Source organism: Nocardioides ganghwensis, assembly GCF_014779655.1.
Taxonomy (GTDB): Bacteria; Actinomycetota; Actinomycetes; order Propionibacteriales; family Nocardioidaceae; genus Nocardioides; species Nocardioides ganghwensis.
The window spans coordinates 115,275-137,157 of the sequence record NZ_JACXYX010000006.1; the positions used below are offsets into that span (position 1 = coordinate 115,275).

Here is a 21,883-nt window from a genome sequence, read left to right on the forward strand (position 1 = left end):
AAAGGGCGTCAGCCATGAGAGCAGAACTGTTTCTCCTCGAGCCTGAGGGCGAGGAGTTCGGTTGGCAGGACCGCGCCCTGTGCGCGCAGACGGACCCGGAGGCGTTCTTCCCCGAGAAGGGCGGCTCCACCAGGGAGGCCAAGAAGGTCTGCCTGACGTGCGAGGTCCGCGACGACTGCCTCGAGTACGCGTTGATGAACGACGAGCGCTTCGGCATCTGGGGCGGTCTCTCGGAGCGGGAGCGCCGCAAGCTGAAGAAGCGCGCCGTCTGAGGATTCCACCAGTCCTCCAGCACCAAACCGGCGGTTTCGTGGAGCGCGGAGTGCCTCGCTAGGGTGCTCCGGTGACCGTCACAGCGCTTCTCGTCAGTCACGACGGGGCGCGATGGCTCCCAGCTGTTCTGACTGGTCTGATCGGGCAGACCCTCCCGGTGGACCGCGTCGTGGCCGTCGACACCACGAGCCGCGACGACAGCGTCGAGATGATCCGCGACGCGCTCGGTGGCCCTCTGGGCGACCGTCTCGAGCTGGCCGTCGTGCCGGGGTCGACGAGCTATCCGGCGGCCGTCCGCCACGGCCTCGAGCTCGCGTCCACCCCGACGGGTGAGGCCGACGACGACGAGTGGATCTGGTTGCTCCACGACGACAGCAACCCCGATCCCACGGCCCTCGCCGAGCTGCTCGCCGCCGCCGAGGACCACCCCGGCACCGCGATCCTCGGGCCCAAGCTGCGCGAGTGGCCCTCGCTGCGGCGTCTGCTGGAGGTCGGCCTGACCATCACCGGCACCGGGCACCGCGAGACCGGTCTGGAGCGCGGCGAGTACGACCAGGGCCAGCACGACGCCGTCCGCGAGGTGCTGGCCGTCAACACCGCCGGCATGCTCGTGCGGCGCCGCGTGCTGGAGTCGCTCGGCGGTCTCGACGAGGAGCTGCCGATCTTCGGCAACGACATCGACTTCGGCTGGCGCGCCGCGCTGGCCGGGCACCGCACGCTGGTGGTGCCGCAGGCCGTCGTCTTCCACGCCGAGGCGGCCCACCGTGGCATCCGGCGTACGCCCCTGACCGGGCGGCACACGCACTACCAGGAGCGGCGCGCCGCCCTGTTCACGTCGCTGGCCAACGTGTCCGCGCGCGGGTTCGCGTGGCAGTACGTCCGGCTCTTCCTCGGATCGCTGCTGCGCGTGGTCGGCTTCCTCGCGGTGCGTTCGGTGGGCGAGGCCCTCGACGAGCTCGCCGCCGCCCTCTCGGTGCACGGCCGGCCGCGCCAGGTGCTCGCCGCCCGGCGCGAGCGGGCCCGGCGCCGCGGGGACGAGCCGCCGCGGCAGGACTCCGTACGCCGCCTGCTGGCGCCCGCGTGGCTGCCCTACCGCCACGGCCTCGACTTCGTCACCGACCTCGCCTCCGCGGCGACCAGCCAGGCCGCCGACGTCGCGGAGCGACGCCGGCTCGCCCAGGAGGCCGACGCGGTTCCGGCGGCGGCGCGCCAGCAGCGCCGCGGCCCTGGCACCTCGTCGGAGGACGACGACGAGGAGGCCTACCTCACCGACACCGGCATCGTGGCCCGCTTCTTCACCAACCCCGTCGCCGTCGTGATCGCGCTCTTCGGCGTGCTGGCGCTGCTCGCCGGGCGCGAGGCGTTCGGGGCGATCACCGGCGGCGCGCTGTCGCCGGTGCCCGAGGCCGCGGGCGACTGGTGGCGGCTGCACCTCGCCACCTGGCACCCGCTGGGCAGCGGCACCGACGTGCCGGCGCCCGCCTACGTCCTGCCCTTCGCGCTCGCCGCGACGTTCCTGCTCGGCAACACCGGTGCCGTGGTGTCCGGGCTCATGCTGCTCGCGGTGCCCGTGGCCGCGTGGGGCGCCTGGCGGTTGCTCAAGGTCGTCGGCCGGCTGGTGGACCCGCTCGGCCTGCCGCGCTGGCTCCTGGTGTGGGGTGCCCTCACCTACGCCCTGGTCCCCGTGACCTCGGGCGCTTGGGCGGAGGGACGGTTCGGCACGGTCGCGGTGGCCGCGCTCCTGCCGTGGGCCGCCCACGCCGCGCTGGGCTTCGTCGACCCCGACCGTGACCGGCGTTGGCGCGCCGCCTGGCGTACGGCCCTGCTGCTCGCCCTCGGCGCGGCCTTCGTGCCGGGCTTCTGGCTCTTCGCCCTGCTGGCCACCGCCGTCGTGCTCGGCGCCGCGGCCGTCATCGCGCCCCGGTTGCTGCGCGAGCGCGACAGCTGGGGACCGCCGGTCGTCGCGGTCGCCGCGACCCCGCTGCTCCTCGCCCCCTGGCTGCTGCCGCTGCTCACCACCGGCTCCGCGGCCGGGCTGCTGCTGGAGGCCGGTCGGCTCACCGTCGACGAGGTCACCTTCGGGGGCCTGGTGACCGGCCGGCTCAACGACCTCGGTGCGCCGTGGTGGCTCGGGCTGGTGCTCGGCCTGCTCGCCCTCGCAGCGCTCCTCCCGCGACGTACGCGCGTGTCCGTCGTGATCTGCTGGCTGGTCGCCCTGGCCGCCGCGGTCGTCTCGGGCGTGCTGTCGCACCTGACCCTCGACCTGCCCTCAGTGACCACCCGTCCCAGCCTGGGCCTGTTCGTGGTGATCCTGCAGGGCACCGCGGTCGTGGCGGTCGTGCTGGGCGCCGACGCCTACCTCCGCCGCCTCGCCGACCACCACCCGTGGTGGCAGCGGGGCGTGGCGACCGCGCTCGCCGTGGTCGCCGCGGCGGTGCCGGTCGGCGGCCTCGGCTGGTGGCTCACCACCCCGGACGACGCGATGACGCGCGACGTGGACCAGACCGTCCCGGTCTACATGCAGCAGAGCTCGCTGCTCGGCCAGGAGCACGGGGTGCTGGTGCTCGGCGGCTCCGTCGACGACGGCATCACCTACCGCATCCGCCGCGACGACGGCACGACCGTGGGGGAGGACGAGATCCTCACCCTCGCCGAGGAGGACGCCGAGCTCACCGACGAGGTGCGCGCCCTGGTGTCCTCGCCCACGCCGGCCGTCGTGGCGGCGCTGGGCGCGCGCGGTGTCGAGTACGTCGTGCTCGGCTCGCCCGCCGACGGCCGGATCTCCTCGCTCCTCGACGCGACCTCCGGCCTCGAGCAGGCCAGTGCCGAGGACCGCAGCACCCGGGCGTGGCGGGTCGACCGCCCGCTCGACCCGTCGGCCGTGGATGGTCCCGGCTCGTGGTGGCGCTCGGCGCTCCTGGTCCTGCAGGGCCTGGCCGTCGCGGTCGCCCTCGTGCTGGCCGCGCCCACGGTGCGGCAGCGTCGGGACGGAGGACGCGATGACTGAGCCGGATCCCAGCACGGGGGGTGGTCGTCGGCGGGTCGCCGAGACGACCCGCGGCCGTCCCTCGCCCCTCACGATCCTCGCCGTCGTGATCCCACTGCTGACGGTGGCCGCCCTCGCCGTGGTCCGCCCGGCCGAGGAGGCGCCGACCACCCGCGCGCCCGCCGACGCGCCGCTCGACCGGGCCACCGCGGTGTGCCCGCCCCGGCTGCCGGGCGCGGACGAGGTCCGCTTCGGCAGCAGCTCCCTCGCCTCCGGCGAGATCGCGCTGCGGGTGGGTCGCGAGGAGGACGCCGAGACGCTGGTCGACGGCGTCGCCGCGCGCACCGAGCGCCAGTACGTCGTGGTCGGCGCCAGCGGGGAGACCGCGCCCGGCCTGGTGGTGTCCCGCTCCGGCGCCGGGTCCGCGCTCGGGTGCGACAGCCCGGCGCCCGAGCGGTGGTTCACCGGGGTCGGCGCCTCGGCCGAGCACGCCTCGACGCTCACGCTCGTCAACCCCGACAAGGGTCCGGCCGTCGCCGACGTCACCGTGTGGGACGGCAGCGGCGTCGTCGACGTCCCCGCCCTGCGAGGAGTGCGGGTGCCCGGCGGGCGCTCCACGTCCTTCGACCTGGCCACCGTCGTCCCCAACCGGGACGCCCTCGCCGTACGGGTCACCGTCACCCGTGGCCGGCTGGCCTCCACCGTGGTCGACGTGGTCGATCCCGTGGGCCGCGACGCCCCGGTGCGCGAGTGGCTGCCGGCCCAGGCAGCGCCGGCCACCACGTCCTACGTCGCCGGCCTCGGCACGTCTGCCGCCGACCGCGTGCTCACCGTCGCCAACCCGGGCGACAGCGAGGTCCGGGTGGCGCTCAAGCTGGCGAGCGAGGAGAGCGAGTTCGCCCCGGCCGGGGTCGAGGAGGTCACCGTCGCGCCCGGGTCGGTCCGCGAGGTCGACCTCAGCGGCGTGCTGCGCGGACCGGCGCTGCAGGGCGTACAGGCGCTGCGGCTGGAGTCGACCGGTCCGGTGACCGCCTCCCTGCGCACGCGCACCGCCACCGACCTCGCGCTGTCGGTGGCCGGGTCCACCGTCACCGGGGAGGCGGCGGTGGCCCTGCCGGACGGTTCCAAGCGGCTCGTCCTCGTCGGCGCCGACGCTCCCGGTGTGGTGACGCTGCGGGCCTGGGACGCCGACGGCAACCCGGTCGTGCGCGAGCGGCGTGTCGAGGTCGACCCCGCGACCGCGTCCCGGCTGCGGCTGCCCGACGACGCGGTGCTCGCGGTGGTCGGCGTCGAGCGGACGGGTGTGGTCGCCGCCCTCGAGGTCACCGACCGCGGACTGTCCGTCCTCCCGCTGTCGCAGCTGGAGACGACCAGCCAGGTGCCCGACGTACGACCGGCGCAGCGCTAGCGGTCCCCGTCGGCCCGGTCACGGCTCGTCGCCGTACCTCTCGTCGACCTGCCCGGGCGTGAGGTTGAGCAGCTCGGCGAGCTGCTCGACGACCACCGTGTGGACCAGCGCCTCGAGCTCGTCGCGGGTGGTGGAGCGGTGCTCGATCGGGCGGCGGAAGATCACCAGCCGGGTCGGCTCCTGACCCTTGCCGCGCACCAGCGACGACAGGGGCACGGTCTCGTCGCCCCAGTCGTCGGGCAGCATCGGCGTGTCCTCGACGGCGTACTCGACCAGGCCGAGGTGGCGCTGCCACTTCTCGTCGAGCGGCGTCACGACGTCGAGCACCAGCTGGTCGAACCGCTGCCGCGCGGTCCGCAGGACGGGGGTGCGGGGATCCACCGGCACCACGCCCGGACCGCGCATGCCCCGGCCGCGCCGGTCACGCGTCCTCGGCCTCACGTCGTCCACGCCGCGAGCCTAATCGCCGCGCGTGCGTGCGCCGGGTAGCGTCGGCGGCGTGAGCCTTGCCCGTCGTTGTTCGCGGACGGCGTGTGGCCGTCCTGCGGTCAACACGCTGACCTACGTCTACGCCGACCAGACCGCCGTCCTCGGCCCGCTGGCGACGTACGCCGAGCCGCACGCCTACGACCTGTGCGAGACGCACAGCGAGCGGCTGTCCGCGCCCCGCGGCTGGGAGGTGCTCCGGCTGGCCCCGGACCCGAAGGCGCAGGGTCCGAGCAGCGACGACCTGCTCGCGCTGGCCGACGCCGTGCGCGAGGCGGCCCGCCCGGCGCCGACCCCGGTGCCCCTGCACTCCGCCGACGACTCCACCCGCGGCGCCAAGCGCGGCCACCTCCGGGTGCTCACGCCCACTGACTGAACCCCTCGTCCACCCCCTAGGATCATCGGCGTGAACATCGACCAGCAGCTGCTGAGCATCATCGTCTGCCCGGCCTGCCACGGCGTGCTGTCGCCGGAGACGACCGACGGCGCCGAGGAGCTCGTGTGCCAGGGGTGCGGCAACGCCTATCCCGTCCGCGACGACATCCCCGTGCTGCTCGTCGACGAGGCCCGCAAGCCCGACTGAGAGCTGAGGCACTGGCGTGGCGACGTGGTTCGACGAGGCCCGACTGGACGACCCCGGGGTGCTGGAGACGGTCGACCTCCGGCTCCGCACGCTCGCCGAGAGCGGCGCGCGGGTGCGGCGCGAGGCCCACGAGGCCGCCACCGCGACCGCCGAGCTGATCGCCGAGGCCCGTGACGGTGAGCGTCCGCGCGCCGTGATCGCCGCCGGGCCGGACTCGCGGCTGCTGCGTGCGGTGCTCGAGCCGTGGTGCCCGGTGCCGTTCGTCGCCTGGCCCAACCCGGGCCTGCCGGGCTGGGCGGGATCGCTGGACCTGGTCGTGATGCTCGCGCCCGAGGGCAACGACCACGGGTCCGCCTCCGCGGTCGCTGAGGCCGTACGCCGCGGCGCGCAGGTCGTCGTCGCGTGCCCCGAGCGGTCGCTGGTCGGCGAGCACGCCGCCGGACGGCACGTGACCGTGCTGCCGACCGTCACCGGCGACCAGCTCGCCACGGCCGTGGTGATGCTCGACTACCTCGCCCACGTGCACCTCGGCCCGCGCGCGGACGCCGAGTCGGTGGCCCTGTCCCTCGACGAGGTCGCCACCAACTGCTCGCCGCACCGCGACCTCGCGGTCAACCCGGCCAAGATGCTCGCCATCGCGATGGCCGACACCAACCCGCTCGTCTGGGGCGGCTCGGTCCTGGCCGCCCGCGCCGCGCGTCGCCTGGCCGAGTCGCTGCGTCGCACGAGCGGGCGCTCCGCCATCGCCGGCGACGCCGAGCACCTGCTGCCCGTGATCGAGGCGACCAAGCCGCACGACGTCTTCGCGGACCCGTTCGCCGACGAGGCCGGCGACCTCCGCCCCCTGCTGCTCATCCTCGACGACCGCTCCGACGACCCCGTCGTGCGCGAGCAGGCCGGGGAGCTGAAGGCTGCGGCGGCGCGCCACGGCGTACGGGTGGAGACGCTCGAGACCGACGCGGACGACGAGGTCGCGCGCTACGCCTCCCTGCTGCTCACCGGCACGTACGCCGCGGAGTACCTCCGGATCGGGCTCGTCGAGGACTGAGCGGCTGGAGCCGCATCCCGAACACGAGCGCGTCGCCGTCGTGCACGTGGGCCGTGCGTTCGAGGACCATTCCCAACCGTCGGGCGACGCCCTGCGAGGGCGTGTTGTCGGGGCGGATCAGGGCGACGAGGTGCTCGACGCCCTCCGCCGCCGCCCGGTCGCGGACGGCTCGAGCCGCTTCGGAGGCGTGGCCGCGGCGGCGCATCGCGGGCAGGACGTGGTAGCCGACCTCGACGTGGGGCGTGCCCTCGACGTCCTGCACCGTCAGGCCGCAGTCGCCGACGAAGTTGCCCGCGTGGGTCTCGACGACCCAGAGCCCGAACCCGTGCTCGGCGTAGTTGCGCCCTTGCCACTCGATCCAGCGCACCGCGTCGTCGCGGGTGCGGGCCGGGCGGTCGAGGCGTACGGGATCCGGTGCCGACAGCAGGGCGGTCACGTCGTCGAGGTCGGCCATCACCATCGGGCGGAAGCGCAGGCGCTCGGTGGGCTCGGGCAGCACCGGGTCAGGTTAGTTGCGGACGGGTCCCGGCGGGGGCGTCCTGCCCGACGTCTGCCCACACCTCGACCAGCTCGGCCAGCAGGCCGTCGCGGACAGTGGCGAAGCTCGCGACGGCGAACTCGAGCTCGGCGCCGGTCTCGCTCGTGCCGATGACCCGTGCCCGGAGCGCTCCGTGGTCGCCGTCGGCGACGAGGCCCTCGACGTGCATGCGCTGGAAGCCCGGGTAGTCGGCGTTGAGCCGGACCCATCCGTCACGGTCGAAGACCTCGCCGGTGTGCACGAGCCGGCACGTGAAGTCGCGGTGGAGGAGGTCCGGCAGCCCCGCCCAGTCGTGGGCGTCGATGACCGTGGCGAGGCGGGCGAGCAGGGTGGCGGCGTCCATGGGGTCAGTGTGGGGCGGGGGACCGACAGTCAGGTCTCGAGGCAGAACTCGTTGCCCTCCGGGTCGGCCATCACGACGAGGTCGTCGCGGCGGGCGACCACGGTTGCCTCGAGGCGCAGCAGTCGGTCGGAGTCGTCATCGAGGTCTCCTGAGGCCCGGAGGTCGAAGTGCTGCCTGTTCTTGGCGATCTTCGGCTCGGGCACCCGCTGGAACCAGAGGCTCGGTCCACCCCACCCGGCGGGCTCGACCCAGGCGCGGTCCGGAGTGCTGTCCTCGTCGACGTCCGAGCCGAGTGCGCCCGCCCAGAACGCGGCGACCGTCAGCGGGTCCCGGCAGTCGAACGTCACCGACTTCACGAAGGAGGGCACGGACCGTACGCGCTCGAGCGGGGCGGGCGCTGGTCGGACCGGTCCGGACGCGCCTACGGCCCCGCCGTCAGGGTGTCGGCGGGGTGTGGGGCGGGGTCATCGTCGGCGTGGTCGCGGGATGCCCGGCGGTTCGGGTGGGTCGGGTGGGTCGAGGGCGGTGGTGCCGGTGTGGTCGCGGCGGTAGTGGTGGCCGTGGGGGGAGGTCCACTCGAACACTCCGGGCGCGGTCATCTCGTAGCGCCAGGCCGAATGCGTCTTCAGCCGGTGGTGGAACCTGCACAGGCAGGCGAGGTTGTCGCTGCGTGTGGGTCCGGGTTGGGGTTTGCCCTCGGGCTCGGCGCGATGGTCGTACGGCGTGATGTGGTCGATGTCGCAGCCGCGCGCCGGTCTGGTGCACCAGGGGAAGACGCAGGTGCGGTCGCGGAGGATGACTTGCTCGCGGATCCGGTCGGGGATGGCGTGGCCCTGGGCGGTGAGCTGGGTGTTGAGGTCGATGACGGGCTTGATCGTCACCTTGGTGCGGGAGTCGGCGCACCACGACTTGATCTGGTCGAGGAGGACGAGTCGCTGCCCGTTCTCCATGCGCCCGGTGGGGCCGAACACGGTCTGTACGCCGACCATGGATGCGTCGAAGTGGGCGTGGATGACGACCTCACGCGCCGCCGGCAGGTCCGGCTTGTCGTCTTTGGTGGGGGAGGTGCTGGCCTCGTCGGTGGTTGAGGTGCGAGCCGTTCGAGGCGCCTCGTCCCTCGGCTCCTGAGGATGAGCTCCGCGAGCCTCGAATCCACTGCCGTTCTGGGCTGAGTCGTCCTGGGCGTGGAGGTCGAGCGCGGTCTGCGTGCGGGCGAGGTCCCCGAGCGCCTTGGCGCGTCGCGCGTTGAGCGGCAGCTGGGATCCGAGGGCCTTTTGGACTGCTGCGTGGTGGGCCACGGCGCGGTCGAGGTCGAGGGCGTCGGCGAGGTCGAGGTCGGCCTCGAGGTGCAGGGTGCCGGCGTAGTGCACGTCGTCGGTGTCCACGGTGACGTGACGCGGGTCGACGTGCTGCCACCCGTCCTCGGGGTCCTTCGTGGGGTCGGCGGTGGCGAGGTCGTAGCGCTTGATGGTCTCGGCGAGGAGCCGGTCGAGCTGCGCCTGCCCGATCCGCCCGGCCACGGCGGCGACCTGGGAGTCGACGAACCCCGCCGCCTCGGCCGTGAGGGAAGGAGTCGAGTGGATGGTGGTCTCCGCGACGGCGCGGGCCCGCCACGCCGGCACCCGGCCGGCGCGGACCTGCTCCCACAACCGGGGAAGGCGGTGGCGCAGCTCGAGGGCGTGGCCGATGAGCTTCTTCGCCGCCGTCGGGGAGATGCCGAGCACGGTGCCGAGCTCGGCGACACAGAACTCCGCCACCAAGGGAGTCCCTTCGCCGGCGATGGGCTCCTCGTGCTCACACCCCGGGACGGTGAACGAGGCGGCGTCGTGGATCGACTCCGGCGGGTGCAGGTCCGCCCAGCGGGCGGCGAGAGCGAGCTGGCGGGCAGCCTCGGCGTGCTCGAGGTCGCGGGAGGCCTTGATCGAGCGAAGCAGCTCGGAGGCGGAGAGGTCGTCTGCGACCTCTCGCGCCTCGGCTGCCATTCCGTCGATCATGTGATCGATTGTAGTCGTCGGGTCCGACAGTGGCGATGGCTGTGGACGGTTGCTGGCCAGGGTTTCTCGGACTGGTTTCGACACGGTCGCTGCGCGACCTGCTCAACGGGCGGAGGGCGGGTTCGGATGGTTTCGAGGCTCGCTGCGCTCGCACCTCGACCACCGAGGTGCGCTCGCACCTCGACCACCGAGGGTGGTCCCGGCGTCTAACCTCCGGCCATGCCCGGTCGCCGCAGTGTGCTCCGCCCCATGCGCGAGGAGGACGTGCCCGCGGTGGTCGCCGTCCAGGAGCCTGCGGCGGTCGCGGGTCTGTCGGAGGTCTTCCCCCAGGACCGCTACCCGTTCCCTCACGAGGAGATCGCGGCGCGCTGGCGGGACGAGGTGGCGGCCCCCGACGTCGAGTGCTTCGTGGTCGAGGAGGTGGGGAGGGTCGCGGGGTTCGCGGCTCTGCAGGGCGCTGAGGTGCTGCACTTCGGCGCCGCCCTGGACACGTGGGGGAGCGGGCTGGCCACGGCTGCCCACGACGCGCTCGTCGAGCGCCTGCGCGCACGCGGCGTCGTACGACCTGCCCTCCACGTCTACGCCGCGAACGCGCGAGGGCGACGGTTCTGGGGAAGCACGGGTGGCAGTCGACGGGGGAGGTGCTGCGCGGCTCGTTCCCGCCGTACGCCGAGCTCCTCGGCTACGAGCTCGTCACGGAGCCACCGGTGGCGGCGGAGGACCGGCGTCCCGACGGCTGACCGCCTTCCGGGGGGAGCGAAGCGCGTACGGCGCGCCGATAGGCTGCAGCCCGACCCGACCCACGACCCGAAGGACCGACCATGGCCGGCGGACTGTTCGCCCTCCTCGACGACGTCGCCGCACTCGCGCGCATCGCCGCAGCCAGCGTGGACGACGTCGGCGCCGCCGCCGGGCGTGCCAGCATGAAGGCCGCGGGCGTGGTGGTCGACGACACCGCCGTCACCCCGCAGTACCTCCACGGATCCCCCGCCGCGCGCGAGCTGCCGATCATCAAGAAGATCGCCATCGGTTCGCTGCGCAACAAGATGCTCTTCATCCTCCCCGCGGCCGTGCTGCTCGGGCAGTTCCTGCCGTGGCTGCTGCCGGTGATCCTCATCTTCGGTGGCGGCTTCCTCGCCTACGAGGGCGCCCACAAGGTGTGGGAGAAGGTCAGCCACCACGAGCCGGTGGTCGAGGAGGCGGAGGCCGAGCTCACCAGCACGGGGGAGCTGAGCCCCGAGCACGAGGCGAAGACCGTCGCCGGCGCCATCCGCACCGACTTCATCCTCAGCGCCGAGATCATGGTCATCGCGCTCAAGGAGGTCGTCAGCTCCGACCCCGACGCCAGCATCTGGATGCGGGCGATCGTCCTGGCCGCCGTCGCCGTGCTGATCACGGTCCTCGTCTACGGCGTGGTCGCGCTCATCGTGAAGATGGACGACGTCGGCCTCCACCTCGCGGAGAAGCCCTCCAAGGGCTCGCAGCGCATCGGTCTCGCCCTCGTCTCCGCGATGCCGCGCCTGCTTACCGCGATCTCCCTCATCGGCACGCTGGCGATGCTGTGGGTCGGCGGCCACATCCTCCTGGTCAGCCTCTACGAGATCGGCGGGCAGGACGGCCTGCTCGAGGGCACCGCGGTCGGTGACGCCCTGCACGCGCCGTACGACCTGGTCCACCACTGGGAGGACGCCGTCCACGAGGCCGTCGGCGGGACGCTCGGCGCCCTGCTGGGCTGGGTGCTGAACACCGTGGTCTCCGGCCTCGTCGGCCTCGTCGTCGGCGGGCTCGTGCTGGCCGTGCTGCACGCCTTCGGGATCGGCGGCGGCCACGGCTCGGGCCACGGCTCCGGTCACGACGAGGAGCACGGCGACGGGCAAAGCCAGGCGGCCTCCGGCGACTCCGCCGAGGATTCTCCGAATCGTTGAGGGCGGTCCTACCCTTTTCTGGTCCGCGCGGGAGATCCCGACGATGCACAGATGTGCGGCGCAGACGCCCTCCTCGACGCCAGGAGACAACTGATGGACCACAAGGTCGCTGACCTCACCCTTGCCGCGTACGGCCGCAAGGAGATCGAGCTCGCCGAGCACGAGATGCCCGGCCTGATGGCCATGCGCGAGCGCTACGGCAAGGACCAGCCCCTCAAGGGGGCGCGGATCGCCGGCTCGCTGCACATGACGATCCAGACCGCCGTGCTGATCGAGACCCTCGCGGCCCTCGGCGCGGACATCCGCTGGGCCACCTGCAACATCTTCTCCACCCAGGACCACGCCGCGGCCGCGGTCGTCGTCGGCCCCCCGTCGAAGGGCGGCACGCCCGAGGACCCGCGCGGTGTCCCGGTCTTCGCCTGGAAGGGCGAGACCCTCGCCGAGTACTGGGACGAGGCCGAGAAGGTCTTCGACTTCCCCGCCGAGGACGGCGAGGTGGGCGGCCCCAACATGCTGCTCGACGACGGCGGCGACATCACGATGCTGCTGCACCTCGGTGTCGAGTACGAGAAGGCGGGCGCCGTCCCGTCGCAGGACTCCACCGACAACGAGGAGTTCAAGGAGGTGCTGCGCGTCCTGGCCCGCTCGCTCGAGGCCGACCCGCAGCGCTGGACCAAGCGCGCGCCCCTCGTCAAGGGAGTCTCCGAGGAGACCACGACCGGTGTGCTGCGCCTCTACGAGCGCTTCAAGGAGGGCACCCTCCTCTTCCCGGCGATCAACGTCAACGACTCGGTCACCAAGTCCAAGTTCGACAACAAGTACGGCTGTCGCCACTCCCTGATCGACGGCATCAACCGCGCCACCGACGTCATGATCGGCGGCAAGGTCGCGGTCGTGTGCGGCTACGGCGACGTCGGCAAGGGCTCCGCGGAGTCGCTGCGCGGGCAGGGTGCGCGCGTCATCGTCACCGAGATCGACCCCATCTGCGCGCTGCAGGCAGCGATGGACGGCTTCGAGGTCAAGCGCCTCGAGTCGGTCGTCGAGACCGCCGACATCTTCATCACCACGACCGGCAACTTCGACATCATCACGGTCGAGCACTTCCACAAGATGAAGCACCAGGCGATCGTCGGGAACATCGGCCACTTCGACAACGAGATCAACATGGCCGGTCTCGCGAAGATCCCCGGCATCGTCAAGGACGAGATCAAGCCGCAGGTCCACCAGTGGATCTTCCCGGCCGAGGACGGCAAGCCCGGCAAGAAGATCATCGTGCTGTCCGAGGGCCGCCTGCTCAACCTGGGCAACGCCACCGGCCACCCGTCGTTCGTGATGTCCAACTCCTTCACCAACCAGGTGCTGGCCCAGATCGAGCTCTTCTCCAAGTCCGACGACTACGAGCTCGGCGTGCACGTGCTGCCCAAGCACCTCGACGAGGAGGTCGCGCGGCTGCACCTCGACGCCCTCGGTGTCGAGCTGACCGAGCTCACCAAGCAGCAGGCCGCCTACCTCGGCGTCCCGGTGGAGGGCCCGTACAAGTCCGACCACTACCGCTACTGAGCGCGCGACGCGGCGGATCCCGCGTAGCGCCACCCGGTCATGGCGCCAGCCCTAGACTGGCGCCATGACCGACCTTGCCGAGCCCGCTCGCGGCAGCGTGCTCGTCGTCGACGACGACGCCTCCCTCGCGGAGATGCTCTCCATCGTCCTGCGCCAGGAGGGGTTCGACAGCCGCATCGTCGGTCGCGGTGACGTGGCCCTCGACGCGTTCCGCGACTACCGGCCCGACCTGGTCCTGCTCGACCTGATGCTCCCGGGCAAGGACGGCATCGACGTCTGCAAGGAGATCCGCGCCGAGTCCGGCGTCCCGATCGTGATGCTGACCGCCAAGGGCGACACCGTCGACGTCGTCGTCGGCCTCGAGTCCGGGGCCGACGACTACATCGTCAAGCCCTTCAAGCCCAAGGAGCTCATCGCCCGGGTCCGCGCCCGCGTACGCCGCAACGACGTCACGCCCGACGAGGGGCTCACCATCGGCGACGTCTCCATCGACGTCGCCGGCCACTCGGTGACCCGCGACGGCGCACCGATCAACCTGACCCCGCTCGAGTTCGACCTGCTCGTCTGCCTGGCCCGCAAGCCCTGGCAGGTCTTCACCCGCGAGGTGCTGCTCGAGCAGGTCTGGGGCTACCGCCACAGCGCCGACACCCGCCTGGTCAACGTGCACGTCCAGCGCCTGCGCTCCAAGGTCGAGCACGACCCGGAGAACCCCGAGGTCGTGGTGACCGTGCGCGGCGTGGGCTACAAGGCCGGCAAGTCGTAGGAGTTCCCGGGTGAGCATCCGCGACCGGCTCCCACCGGCGCTGCGGCGCGGGCCCGCCTTCTGGCGGCGCTCCGTGCAGGCGCGCGTCGTGGTCAGCACCGTGCTGCTCTCCGCCGCGGTCGTCGGCATCGTCGGCTGGTTCCTCATCCAGCAGACCCGCGACGGCCTCCTCGACAACCGGGTCGCCGCCGTCGTGCAGGAGGCCGAGGGGGAGACCGAGGCCGCGCGTACGGACCTCGCGGCGGCCTCCCGCCTCGACCTCGACGAGTCCGCGCAGCAGCAGGCCCTGGTGGAGCCGATCCAGGCGCGCGGCGCCACGCGCGGCTTCGCGGTCGTGCTGTCCCCGCCGGTGGGCGAGGACCTCCGCCTCGCCGACGGCGGCGCCAAGTTCACCGAGGGCCTCGACCTCTCCAGCGTCCCGGCGACGCTCGAGGACCACTTCGACTCGCTGTCCGCGACGGCGTGGACCTACACCGACATCCGTACGACGCGCGACATCGAGGGCCTGCCCGAGGGGCCCGGCATCGTGGTGGGCAGCCAGGTCCGGCTCCCCGCCGACGACAAGACCTACACGCTCTACTACCTCTACCCGCTCGCCGAGCAGCAGGAGACGCTCGCGCTCGTCTCCCGCGCGATGCTCATCGCCGGGGTGCCCCTGCTGCTGCTCATCGCGGGCCTCACCTGGCTGGTCACCCGCCAGGTGGTCACGCCGATCCGGATGGCCCGCCGGGTCGCCGAGCGCCTCGCCGCCGGACAGCTCCAGGAGCGCCTGCGCGTCACCGGCGAGGACGACCTCGCCAGGCTCGCCACGTCGTTCAACCAGATGGCCTCCAACCTGCAGAAGCAGATCCGCCAGCTCGAGGAGCTCAGCCGCCTGCAGCGCCGCTTCGTCTCCGACGTGTCCCACGAGCTGCGCACCCCGATCACGACCGTCCGGATGGCCAGCGACGTCATCCACGACGCCCGGCCGTTCCTCGACCCGGTGACCGGCCGGGCGGCCGAGCTGCTCCAGAAGGAGCTCGACCGCTTCGAGACGCTGCTGGCCGACCTGCTGGAGATCAGCCGCTTCGACGCCGGGGCCGCGGTGCTCGAGACCGAGGACGTCGACCTCGTCGACGTCGCCCGCCGCGTCGTCGACATGACGTCGGTGCTCGCCGCCCAGCGCGACACGCGCGTCGTCCTGCACGACCCCGGGTACCCCTGCGTGGCGGAGGCAGACGTACGCCGTGTCGAGCGCATCGTGCGCAACCTCGTCACCAACGCCATCGACCACGCCGAGAGCGAGGACGTCGAGGTGTACGTCGGCGCCGACCGGCAGTCGGCCGCCATCGCGGTGCGCGACCACGGCGTGGGGCTCGGGCCGGGGGAGTCGGCCATGGTGTTCAACCGGTTCTGGCGCGCGGACCCCGCCCGCGCGCGCACCAGCGGCGGCACCGGCCTCGGCCTCTCCATCTCGCTGGAGGACACCCACCTGCACGGCGGCTGGCTCCAGGCGTGGGGGCGCCCCGGGGAGGGCGCCCAGTTCCGGCTCACGCTGCCGCGCCTCCTCGGCACCCAGCTGCGGCACTCGCCGCTGCCGCTGGTGCCCACCGACGCCAGGGAGACGGCATGAGACGCGCGGCCGCCCGCTCCGCCGGCCTGCTGCTCGCCGCGGCCCTGCTCGCCGGCTGCGTCCGGATGCCGACGTCGGGGCCGGTCGTCGAGTCCGAGGTCACCGCCGACGCCGAGGACGTCCCCGGCATCTCCTTCGACCCACGGCCCCCGCAGGAGGGCGAGCCCGCCGCCGACATCGTGGACGGCTTCTTCGAGGCGATGAAGGCCACCCCGGTCAGCACGACCGTCGCCCGCCAGTTCCTGTCCCGCGAGGCGGCCGAGTCGTGGACGCCCGAGCAGCAGGTCCTCACCTACGGCGAGCTCGGCGACGCCTCGACCGGCATCTTCGTGCGGGTGCCGCTGAGCGACGTCAACACCTACGACGCCCGGGGCGCGTGGCAGCGCACGGACGCCGGCGCCCAGCTGTCGCTCCGGCTGGTGCAGGAGGACGGTGAGTGGCGCATCGACGAGCTCCCCGATGCCCTGATCGTCCCGGACTCGTGGTTCGCCGACTGGTACGAGCGGGCAGCGCTCTACTACTTCGACCCCACCTCGCAGGTGCTCGTCCCCGAGCCGGTCTTCGTGCCGCGTGGCGAGGGGTACGCCTCGTCGCTGGTGCGCGGCCTGCTGACGCCGCCGGGAGAGGAGTCGCTCGACGTCGTCCGCAGCTACTTCCCGCCCGGGACCACGCCCGGTCTCTCGGTGCCCATCGAGTCGGGCATCGCCCGGGTGGCCCTGTCCGGCGACCCTGATGCGGTGGACGACGAGACGGCCGAGCGAATGCTCACGCAGCTCGTGTGGACCCTCGGCCAGGAGCCGCGGATCAGCGCCGTCGAGCTCAGCGTGGGCGACCGTACGTTCACCGGACCGGGTGGGCTGGCACCGGTCAACCTCAGCTTCGGGGCGGCCTACGACCCCAACGGCGACCGCGCGAGCGCCGACCTCTTCGCGCTCCAGGAGGACCGCCTGGTGACCGGGCGCGTGGGGGACCTCGGCCCCACCAGCGGGCCGTTCGGCGAGCCCGGCTACGGCCTGCGCTCCATCGGGGTCAACCTCCCGGGCACGAGGGTCGCCGCGGTCTCCGCCACCGGCACCGACCTGCTCCTCACCGCCACGGAGGCGCCGACGGGCGAGGTGACCACGCCGGTGGTCGGAGCCGTCGACCTCGCGGCCCCGCACTGGGACCACCGCGACCGGATCTGGGTGCTCGACCGGGGCGCCGGACGGGCACGGGTCGTGCAGGTCACCGACGGCGAGGCCGCCGAGCTGGTGGTCCCCGGCCTCACCGGTCGGCGCGTCACCGAGCTGATCGTCTCCCGCGACGGCAGCCGCCTGGTGGCCGTGGTCCGGGGGGCGAAGGCCGACCGGGTCGTGTCGGTCCGGGTGCGCCACGACGCGGCCGGGACCGTCCTGGGATTCACCCCGCCGCGCACGCTCCCGCTCCCCACCGAGGACACCGTGCGCATCCGCGACGTCGCCTGGCGGTCGCCGACGACCGTGTCGGTGCTCAGCGACATCAACGAGGACTTCTCCCAGGTGCGCACGATCTCGGTCGACGGTGCCCCCGGCGGGATCTCCACGAGCGGAACGACGAGCCTGCGCGGCCGCGTCCGTACGCTCGTCTCGACGCCCGCGGACGGTGAGGTCTACGCACTCGCCGGCCGCACGGTCGTCAGCCTGACCCGACCCGAGCGGCTGGTGCCCGACCTGCCGCCGGGCCTCACCTCCCTCACCTACGTGGGCTGATCCACAGGCTCCGCGCCGGCCGTTGCGCCCGTACGTCCCCTCCTGCTGGCATGGGCGCGTGCTCGACGAGGCCCTGGACCTGTTCCTCGGCAGCCGGTGCGTGGGCTGCGACCTGCCCGGCCGGATGCTGTGCCCGGCGTGCCGGGGCGGGCTGTCGCGCACCCCGCGGGTCGCGTGGCCCTCGCCCGTGCCCGCGGGGTTGGTGACGCCGTGGGTGGCGGAGTCGTACGAGGGCGCGGTGCGCGCGCTCGTGGTGGGCCACAAGGACCGCGGGCAGTGGGGGCACCGCCGCGTGCTGGGCGCCCTCCTGGCCGACGCCGTGCGCGGCGCGGTGTCGGACCTCGAGCCGGACGTTCCGCTGCTGCTGGTGCCCGTGCCGTCGCGTCCGGGTGCGGGGCGCCGCCGCGGCTACGAGGCCACCGCCGCGCTCGTGCGTACGGCCGCCCGCGGCCTGCGCCGGGAGCGTTCCGTCGTGCTCGCGCCGATCCTGGCCTCGCGCGGCGCGGCCGACCAGGCCGGGCTCGACGCGGGGGACCGGGCGACCAACATGGCCGGCTCGATGCACTGTCCTTCCGCCGCCCTGGCACGGGCGGGCCGACGGCGGCGAGCGGCGTACGTCGTGGTCTGCGACGACGTGGTCACCACCGGTTCCACGGCCCGCGAGGCCCAGCGCGCGCTCGAGGCCGTGGGCCTGCCGCCTGTCGCGATCGCGGCCGTCGCGGCCACCCGCAGGCGTGCCGGACAGGGACGGGGACCGAGGGGTGACCCCACAGTTGGCCCGGGGGCCCGGAGGGGCTAGCGTCTTGTCATGGAGTCCGCCCGGGTCCGTGGTTGCGTCACGGAGAGGGCTGCGCGCAGCACCGTCAGGTGCCTCGTCAGGTCCGACCCGCGGCAAGCCGATGCCAGTCGCAGGCGAAACGGTCCACGTAAGTCCACGGTCGCGCCGCTGCCCAGCAGCGCCGTGCCCGCCGGACGATCACGGTGCGGCTTAGAAGTAAGTCCTGCCCCGTCGCCGACACCAGATGTGTCGGATGCCGGGAGAAGGCCAGTAGTGACGGAGAAGTTGCGAACGCTTCAGCAGGCGGTTGTGGGGTCGAAGACCAGGTCGGCCGGGCGGGCTCCATCCCACCCTGCCCCGGCGGGTGTGCCGCCGCGGCGATATGGAGGGGTGCGGACCGTTCGCTAGTTGAGGAGGTTCACATGGAGGTTGTGGTCACGGGACGGCACTGCGAGGTGTCCGACCGGTTCCGCGAGCACGTGTCCGAGAAGCTCACCCGTCTGGAGAAGCACGATCACCGCATCATGCGCGTCCAGGTGGAGGTGGAGCTCGAGAAGAATCCCCGCCAGCACGACCGGTCCACCAAGGTGGAGCTGACCGCGTTCTCCAAGGGCCCGGTGATCCGGGCCGAGGCGGCGGCCGAGGACAAGATGGGCGCGCTCGACCTCGCCCTCGACAAGATGCAGGCCCAGATGCGCCGCGCCGCCGACCGGCGTCGCGTGCACCGCGGGCGGCACACGCCCGTCTCGGTCGGCGAGGCGCTCGCCGGCACCGGCGTGGTGGGCGTCGAGGACGAGGAGGAGACCGACGTCATCGAGCACAAGGTCGGCCCGATCACCGTCACGGGTGACGGACCGCTGGTCGTGCGCGAGAAGTCCCACCACGCCACCCCCATGACGCTCGACCAGGCGCTCTACGAGATGGAGCTGGTCGGGCACGACTTCTACCTCTTCGTCGACAAGGAGAGCGAGCGGCCGGCGGTGGTCTACCGCCGCCGCGGCTACGACTACGGCGTGATCTCGCTCGACGTCGGCTGAGTGCCCTCCACGCCTCGGTCGCGCGCGCATGTAATGATGCGCGCGTGACCGAGGCACACAGCAGCGAACCAGTCCGCGTCCTGGTGGTCGACGACCAGGAGCTGTTCCGTCGAGGGCTGATCATGCTGCTCAGCGGCGACACCGACATCGAGGTGGTCGGCGAGGCGGCCGACGGGATCACCGCCACGGAGCTCGCGACCACGACCGCGCCCGACGTCATCCTGCTCGACGTCCGGATGCCGCGCCGCACGGGAGTCGAGGCCTGCCGCGCCATCAAGGAGGCCGTCCCGGCCACCAAGATCATCATGCTCACCGTCTCCGACGAGGAGGCCGACCTCTACGAGTCGGTCAAGAACGGCGCCGCCGGCTACCTCCTCAAGGACTCCTCGATCGAGGAGGTCGCCCAGGCGATCCGGGTGGTCAACGAGGGCCAGTCCCTGATCAGCCCGTCGATGGCGGTCAAGCTCATCGACGAGTTCAAGCAGATGTCCAAGCCCGAGCGCGAGCAGGGCCCGGCGCTACGGCTGACCGAGCGCGAGCTCGAGGTGCTCCGGCTGGTGGCCAAGGGGCTCAACAACCGCGAGGTCGCCAAGGAGCTCTTCATCTCCGAGAACACGGTCAAGAACCACGTCCGCAACATCCTGGAGAAGCTCCAGCTGCACTCCCGCATGGAGGCCGTCATGTACGCCATGCGCGAGAAGCTGCTCGACCTGCCCTAGGGACGACCGAGGAACGAGCCTGCGACCGGCGTATCGAGACACAGACCTGCCCTGACCCTGTCGGTCCGCTCTGGTTGAGTTCCGCGGGTGGACCAGCTCACCCAGCTCCAGGCCCGCCGCATCGCGCTGGCCGCCCAGGGCTTCACCGACCGCGCACACGCGACGCCCTCGCTGAAGACCCTCGACCGCACGGTCGCGCGGACCGGTGTGCTCCAGGTCGACTCCGTCAACGTCCTCCAGCGCGCCCACTACATGCCGCTCTACTCGCGGATGGGCCCCTACGACGTGGACCTCCTGCGCCGCGCGACGACGTCGACCCCACGACGCGAGCGCACCCTCGTCGAGTACTGGGCCCACGTGCAGGCGCTCATGCCCGTCGAGCTCTGGCCCCTGATGCGGCACCGGATGGAGCACTACCGCGCCGAGCGCGGCAAGTGGGGCTTCACCGCCGACCCGACGCTCGAGCCGCGGGTGCGCGATGCCGTCCGCGACCGCGGGCCGGTCACGGCCCGCGACCTCGAGGAGGACCTCAGCACCGGACCCCGCTCCCGGGAGAACTGGGGCTGGAACTGGTCGGAGGCCCGCAAGGTCCTCGACTACCTCTATCTCGTCGGCGACGTCGCGATCGCCGGGCGCAACAACCAGTTCGAGGTCGTCTACGACCTCCCCGAGCGGGTGCTGCCGGCGGCGGTCCTCGACGCGCCGACGCCCACGGCCCAGGAGGCGGTGACCGAGCTCGTACGCCGGGCGGCCCGCTCGCACGGCGTCGCGAGCCTCGCCTGCCTCGCCGACTACTACCGGCTCCGCCTCCAGCCCGCTCCTGGCGCCGCGAGCGCGAAGGTCGCCGTCGAGGAGCTGGTCGAGGCCGGTGAGCTCGTCCCGGTCACCGTGCGGGGCTGGAAGCGCCAGGCCTACCTCCACCGCGACGCCCGGCTGCCGCGACGGGTGTCGGCACGCACACTGCTCAGTCCCTTCGACCCCGTGGTGTGGGAGCGGGCCCGCGCCGAGGCGCTGTTCGACTTCTTCTACCGCATCGAGATCTACGTCCCCCCGGAGAAGCGGCTCCACGGCTACTACGTGCTGCCCTTCCTGCTGGGCGACCGGCTCGTCGCGCGCGTCGACCTCAAGGCCGACCGCGCCACGCGACGGCTGCTGGTCCCGGGGGCCTTCGCCGAGGCGGCCGCTCCGCCGGAGACGGCAGACGAGCTGGCCGCCGAGCTGCGCCGGCTCGCCGGCTGGCTCGGCCTGGACGACGTGGTGGTGGGCCACCGCGGCGACCTCGCGCCCGCGCTGGCGGCCGCGTCGGCCTCGCTCTGACGGGGCGGTGCCAGTCGGCGTCAAGCGTCCTGCAAGCGATGGCCGCGACGGTGGTGCGACCACCGACTCGAAAGGTTCATCAGATGTCACTGCTCCACACCCACGGCTGGCGCCTGCTGCTCGTCGCCTCCGGCGTCCTGCTCGCGGCCGGCGGCCGCATGCACCCCGGCGCCGACGGCTCCGACACGCTCCGCCAGGAGCTCGCCACCATGACCGCCGACGAACGTTGGGTGCCGGGCCACGCGCTCGTGGCGGCCAGCACCGCGTTGCTGGCGCTCGGCCTGTGGGCCGCCGTCCGCTCGCGTGCCTGGCCCGCCACGGTGCAGCGCACCCTCACGATCGTCGCCGTGATCGTCTCGGTCTACGTCGTCGAGACCGTCTTCCACCTCGCTGCGGTGGTCGACTCCGACGAGCTCGCGCACGGCCACGCAGCGCCCGTCGCGATGACCCACATCGGACTGGCGACCGTGCTCTACCCCGTGACCGGGTGGGCGATCGTGTTGCTCGCCCACGCCTTCGGGCGCGCCTGGACCGGCTGGCGGCGGGCCATCGCCGCGGTCGGCATCGTGGCCGGACTCGCCCATGCGTTCTCAGTACCGCTCACGCTGCTCCTCCCGCAGGCAGAGCTCAGCCCGGTCTTCGCCGTGGCCGGCATGTCGCTGGCGCTCTTCTCGCTGGCCACAGGGTTGGTCGGCGCGCCCCAGCACCGCACCTCCGCGGTCCGGGAGCCCGCTCTGGCGGGCTAGGCGTACCCCATATTCCGGAGGACCCGGACCTGCCGCGACG

Annotated in this window: 21 protein-coding genes and 1 pseudogene; 17 read left to right on the forward strand and 5 right to left on the reverse strand. The window is 72.9% G+C overall.

Annotated elements, in window-relative coordinates; translation table 11 throughout:
* Positions 1 to 14 precede the first annotated feature (14 nt).
* The 3 genes from IEZ24_RS09025 (at position 15) to IEZ24_RS09035 (ending at position 4,667) form a co-directional block, all read left to right on the forward strand.
* Positions 15 to 272 carry a WhiB family transcriptional regulator gene (locus IEZ24_RS09025; RefSeq protein ID WP_056605988.1) on the forward strand — a complete coding sequence of 86 codons (258 nt, stop codon included), beginning with the start codon at positions 15 to 17 and terminating at the stop codon, positions 270 to 272.
* Between the two features lie 71 nt (positions 273 to 343).
* A complete protein-coding gene (locus tag IEZ24_RS09030; RefSeq protein WP_129455462.1) occupies positions 344 to 3,280 on the forward strand; it encodes a glycosyltransferase family 2 protein in 2,937 nt (978 codons plus the stop codon).
* Between the two features lie 85 nt (positions 3,281 to 3,365).
* Positions 3,366 to 4,667, forward strand: a complete 1,302-nt coding sequence (locus IEZ24_RS09035) for a DUF5719 family protein (RefSeq protein WP_129455463.1) — start codon at positions 3,366 to 3,368, stop codon at positions 4,665 to 4,667.
* 18 nt (positions 4,668 to 4,685) lie between these two features.
* Here IEZ24_RS09035 and IEZ24_RS09040 read toward each other — a convergent pair whose 3' ends face one another.
* The gene (locus tag IEZ24_RS09040) at positions 4,686 to 5,117 is read right to left on the reverse strand and encodes a metallopeptidase family protein (protein WP_242498503.1); all 432 of its coding nucleotides are present in this window, start codon (positions 5,115 to 5,117) and stop codon (positions 4,686 to 4,688) included.
* A gap of 49 nt (positions 5,118 to 5,166) precedes the next feature.
* Here IEZ24_RS09040 and IEZ24_RS09045 point away from each other — a divergent pair, with 49 nt between their 5' ends.
* The 3 genes from IEZ24_RS09045 to IEZ24_RS09055 are packed head-to-tail and all read left to right on the forward strand — an operon-like array spanning position 5,167 to position 6,784.
* Positions 5,167 to 5,529 (forward strand): DUF3499 domain-containing protein, encoded by a 363-nt coding sequence (locus IEZ24_RS09045; protein ID WP_129455464.1) that lies wholly within the window; start codon positions 5,167 to 5,169, stop codon positions 5,527 to 5,529.
* A 30-nt stretch (positions 5,530 to 5,559) separates the two neighbouring features.
* Positions 5,560 to 5,736: a Trm112 family protein gene (locus tag IEZ24_RS09050; protein WP_129455465.1), complete on the forward strand. Its 177-nt coding sequence runs from the start codon at positions 5,560 to 5,562 to the stop codon at positions 5,734 to 5,736.
* A 16-nt stretch (positions 5,737 to 5,752) separates the two neighbouring features.
* On the forward strand, positions 5,753 to 6,784 hold the full coding sequence (locus IEZ24_RS09055; RefSeq protein WP_129455466.1) for an SIS domain-containing protein: 1,032 nt from the start codon (positions 5,753 to 5,755) through the stop codon (positions 6,782 to 6,784).
* On the opposite strand, the gene IEZ24_RS09060 is transcribed toward IEZ24_RS09055, so the two are convergent.
* The 4 genes from IEZ24_RS09060 to IEZ24_RS09075 all read right to left on the reverse strand — a co-directional run bounded on the left by IEZ24_RS09060 (position 6,732) and on the right by IEZ24_RS09075 (position 9,659).
* Entirely contained in the window at positions 6,732 to 7,283 is a 552-nt protein-coding gene (locus tag IEZ24_RS09060; RefSeq protein WP_242498504.1) for a GNAT family N-acetyltransferase, read from the reverse strand. The two genes, IEZ24_RS09055 and IEZ24_RS09060, sit on opposite strands and share 53 nt — an antisense overlap.
* Positions 7,284 to 7,287: 4 nt before the next feature.
* Complete coding sequence (locus tag IEZ24_RS09065; RefSeq protein WP_129455467.1) at positions 7,288 to 7,665, reverse strand: nuclear transport factor 2 family protein; 378 nt, start codon at positions 7,663 to 7,665, stop codon at positions 7,288 to 7,290.
* A 29-nt stretch (positions 7,666 to 7,694) separates the two neighbouring features.
* Complete coding sequence (locus IEZ24_RS09070) at positions 7,695 to 8,033, reverse strand: VOC family protein (protein ID WP_129455468.1); 339 nt, start codon at positions 8,031 to 8,033, stop codon at positions 7,695 to 7,697.
* Between the two features lie 96 nt (positions 8,034 to 8,129).
* Positions 8,130 to 9,659 (reverse strand): HNH endonuclease signature motif containing protein, encoded by a 1,530-nt coding sequence (locus IEZ24_RS09075; RefSeq protein ID WP_129455469.1) that lies wholly within the window; start codon positions 9,657 to 9,659, stop codon positions 8,130 to 8,132.
* Positions 9,660 to 9,878: 219 nt separating this feature from the next.
* Between IEZ24_RS09075 and IEZ24_RS22530 the strand changes: the two are divergent.
* The 11 genes and pseudogenes from IEZ24_RS22530 to IEZ24_RS09130 form a co-directional block, all read left to right on the forward strand.
* Positions 9,879 to 10,259 (forward strand): annotated as a pseudogene (locus tag IEZ24_RS22530) (N-acetyltransferase family protein); the annotation flags it as partial.
* Between the two features lie 221 nt (positions 10,260 to 10,480).
* Positions 10,481 to 11,584, forward strand: a complete 1,104-nt coding sequence (locus IEZ24_RS09085; protein ID WP_129455470.1) for a DUF808 domain-containing protein — start codon at positions 10,481 to 10,483, stop codon at positions 11,582 to 11,584.
* A gap of 93 nt (positions 11,585 to 11,677) precedes the next feature.
* Complete coding sequence (gene ahcY / locus IEZ24_RS09090) at positions 11,678 to 13,144, forward strand: adenosylhomocysteinase (RefSeq protein WP_129455471.1); 1,467 nt, start codon at positions 11,678 to 11,680, stop codon at positions 13,142 to 13,144.
* Positions 13,145 to 13,208: 64 nt separating this feature from the next.
* Positions 13,209 to 13,907, forward strand: coding sequence for an MtrAB system response regulator MtrA (gene mtrA / locus IEZ24_RS09095; RefSeq protein WP_129455472.1), 699 nt, complete (start codon positions 13,209 to 13,211; stop codon positions 13,905 to 13,907).
* A gap of 10 nt (positions 13,908 to 13,917) precedes the next feature.
* Complete coding sequence (gene mtrB, locus IEZ24_RS09100) at positions 13,918 to 15,519, forward strand: MtrAB system histidine kinase MtrB (RefSeq protein WP_242498505.1); 1,602 nt, start codon at positions 13,918 to 13,920, stop codon at positions 15,517 to 15,519.
* Complete coding sequence (locus IEZ24_RS09105; protein ID WP_129455473.1) at positions 15,516 to 17,246, forward strand: LpqB family beta-propeller domain-containing protein; 1,731 nt, start codon at positions 15,516 to 15,518, stop codon at positions 17,244 to 17,246. Before mtrB ends, IEZ24_RS09105 begins: the two co-directional genes overlap by 4 nt.
* 58 nt (positions 17,247 to 17,304) lie before the next feature.
* Positions 17,305 to 18,045 carry a ComF family protein gene (locus IEZ24_RS09110; RefSeq protein WP_242498506.1) on the forward strand — a complete coding sequence of 247 codons (741 nt, stop codon included), beginning with the start codon at positions 17,305 to 17,307 and terminating at the stop codon, positions 18,043 to 18,045.
* A 401-nt stretch (positions 18,046 to 18,446) separates the two neighbouring features.
* A complete protein-coding gene (gene hpf, locus IEZ24_RS09115) occupies positions 18,447 to 19,061 on the forward strand; it encodes a ribosome hibernation-promoting factor, HPF/YfiA family (RefSeq protein WP_129455474.1) in 615 nt (204 codons plus the stop codon).
* A 44-nt stretch (positions 19,062 to 19,105) separates the two neighbouring features.
* On the forward strand, positions 19,106 to 19,780 hold the full coding sequence (locus IEZ24_RS09120; protein WP_242498507.1) for a response regulator: 675 nt from the start codon (positions 19,106 to 19,108) through the stop codon (positions 19,778 to 19,780).
* Between the two features lie 87 nt (positions 19,781 to 19,867).
* Entirely contained in the window at positions 19,868 to 21,097 is a 1,230-nt protein-coding gene (locus IEZ24_RS09125) for a winged helix-turn-helix domain-containing protein (RefSeq protein ID WP_129455475.1), read from the forward strand.
* Positions 21,098 to 21,180: 83 nt separating this feature from the next.
* Complete coding sequence (locus IEZ24_RS09130) at positions 21,181 to 21,843, forward strand: hypothetical protein (protein WP_129455476.1); 663 nt, start codon at positions 21,181 to 21,183, stop codon at positions 21,841 to 21,843.
* Positions 21,844 to 21,883: the final 40 nt, after the last annotated feature.

Bases quoted from the DNA above. Each gene is read 5' to 3' on its own strand.
- IEZ24_RS09025 (WP_056605988.1), top strand. From the start codon at position 15: ATGAGAGCAGAACTGTTTCTCCTCGAGCCTGAGGGCGAGGAGTTCGGT.
- IEZ24_RS09065 (WP_129455467.1), bottom strand. From the start codon at position 7,665: ATGGACGCCGCCACCCTGCTCGCCCGCCTCGCCACGGTCATCGACGCC.
- IEZ24_RS09075 (WP_129455469.1), bottom strand. From the start codon at position 9,659: ATGATCGACGGAATGGCAGCCGAGGCGCGAGAGGTCGCAGACGACCTC.
- IEZ24_RS09085 (WP_129455470.1), top strand. From the start codon at position 10,481: ATGGCCGGCGGACTGTTCGCCCTCCTCGACGACGTCGCCGCACTCGCG.
- ahcY (WP_129455471.1), top strand. From the start codon at position 11,678: ATGGACCACAAGGTCGCTGACCTCACCCTTGCCGCGTACGGCCGCAAG.
- mtrA (WP_129455472.1), top strand. From the start codon at position 13,209: ATGACCGACCTTGCCGAGCCCGCTCGCGGCAGCGTGCTCGTCGTCGAC.
- IEZ24_RS09105 (WP_129455473.1), top strand. From the start codon at position 15,516: ATGAGACGCGCGGCCGCCCGCTCCGCCGGCCTGCTGCTCGCCGCGGCC.
- hpf (WP_129455474.1), top strand. From the start codon at position 18,447: ATGGAGGTTGTGGTCACGGGACGGCACTGCGAGGTGTCCGACCGGTTC.
- IEZ24_RS09130 (WP_129455476.1), top strand. From the start codon at position 21,181: ATGTCACTGCTCCACACCCACGGCTGGCGCCTGCTGCTCGTCGCCTCC.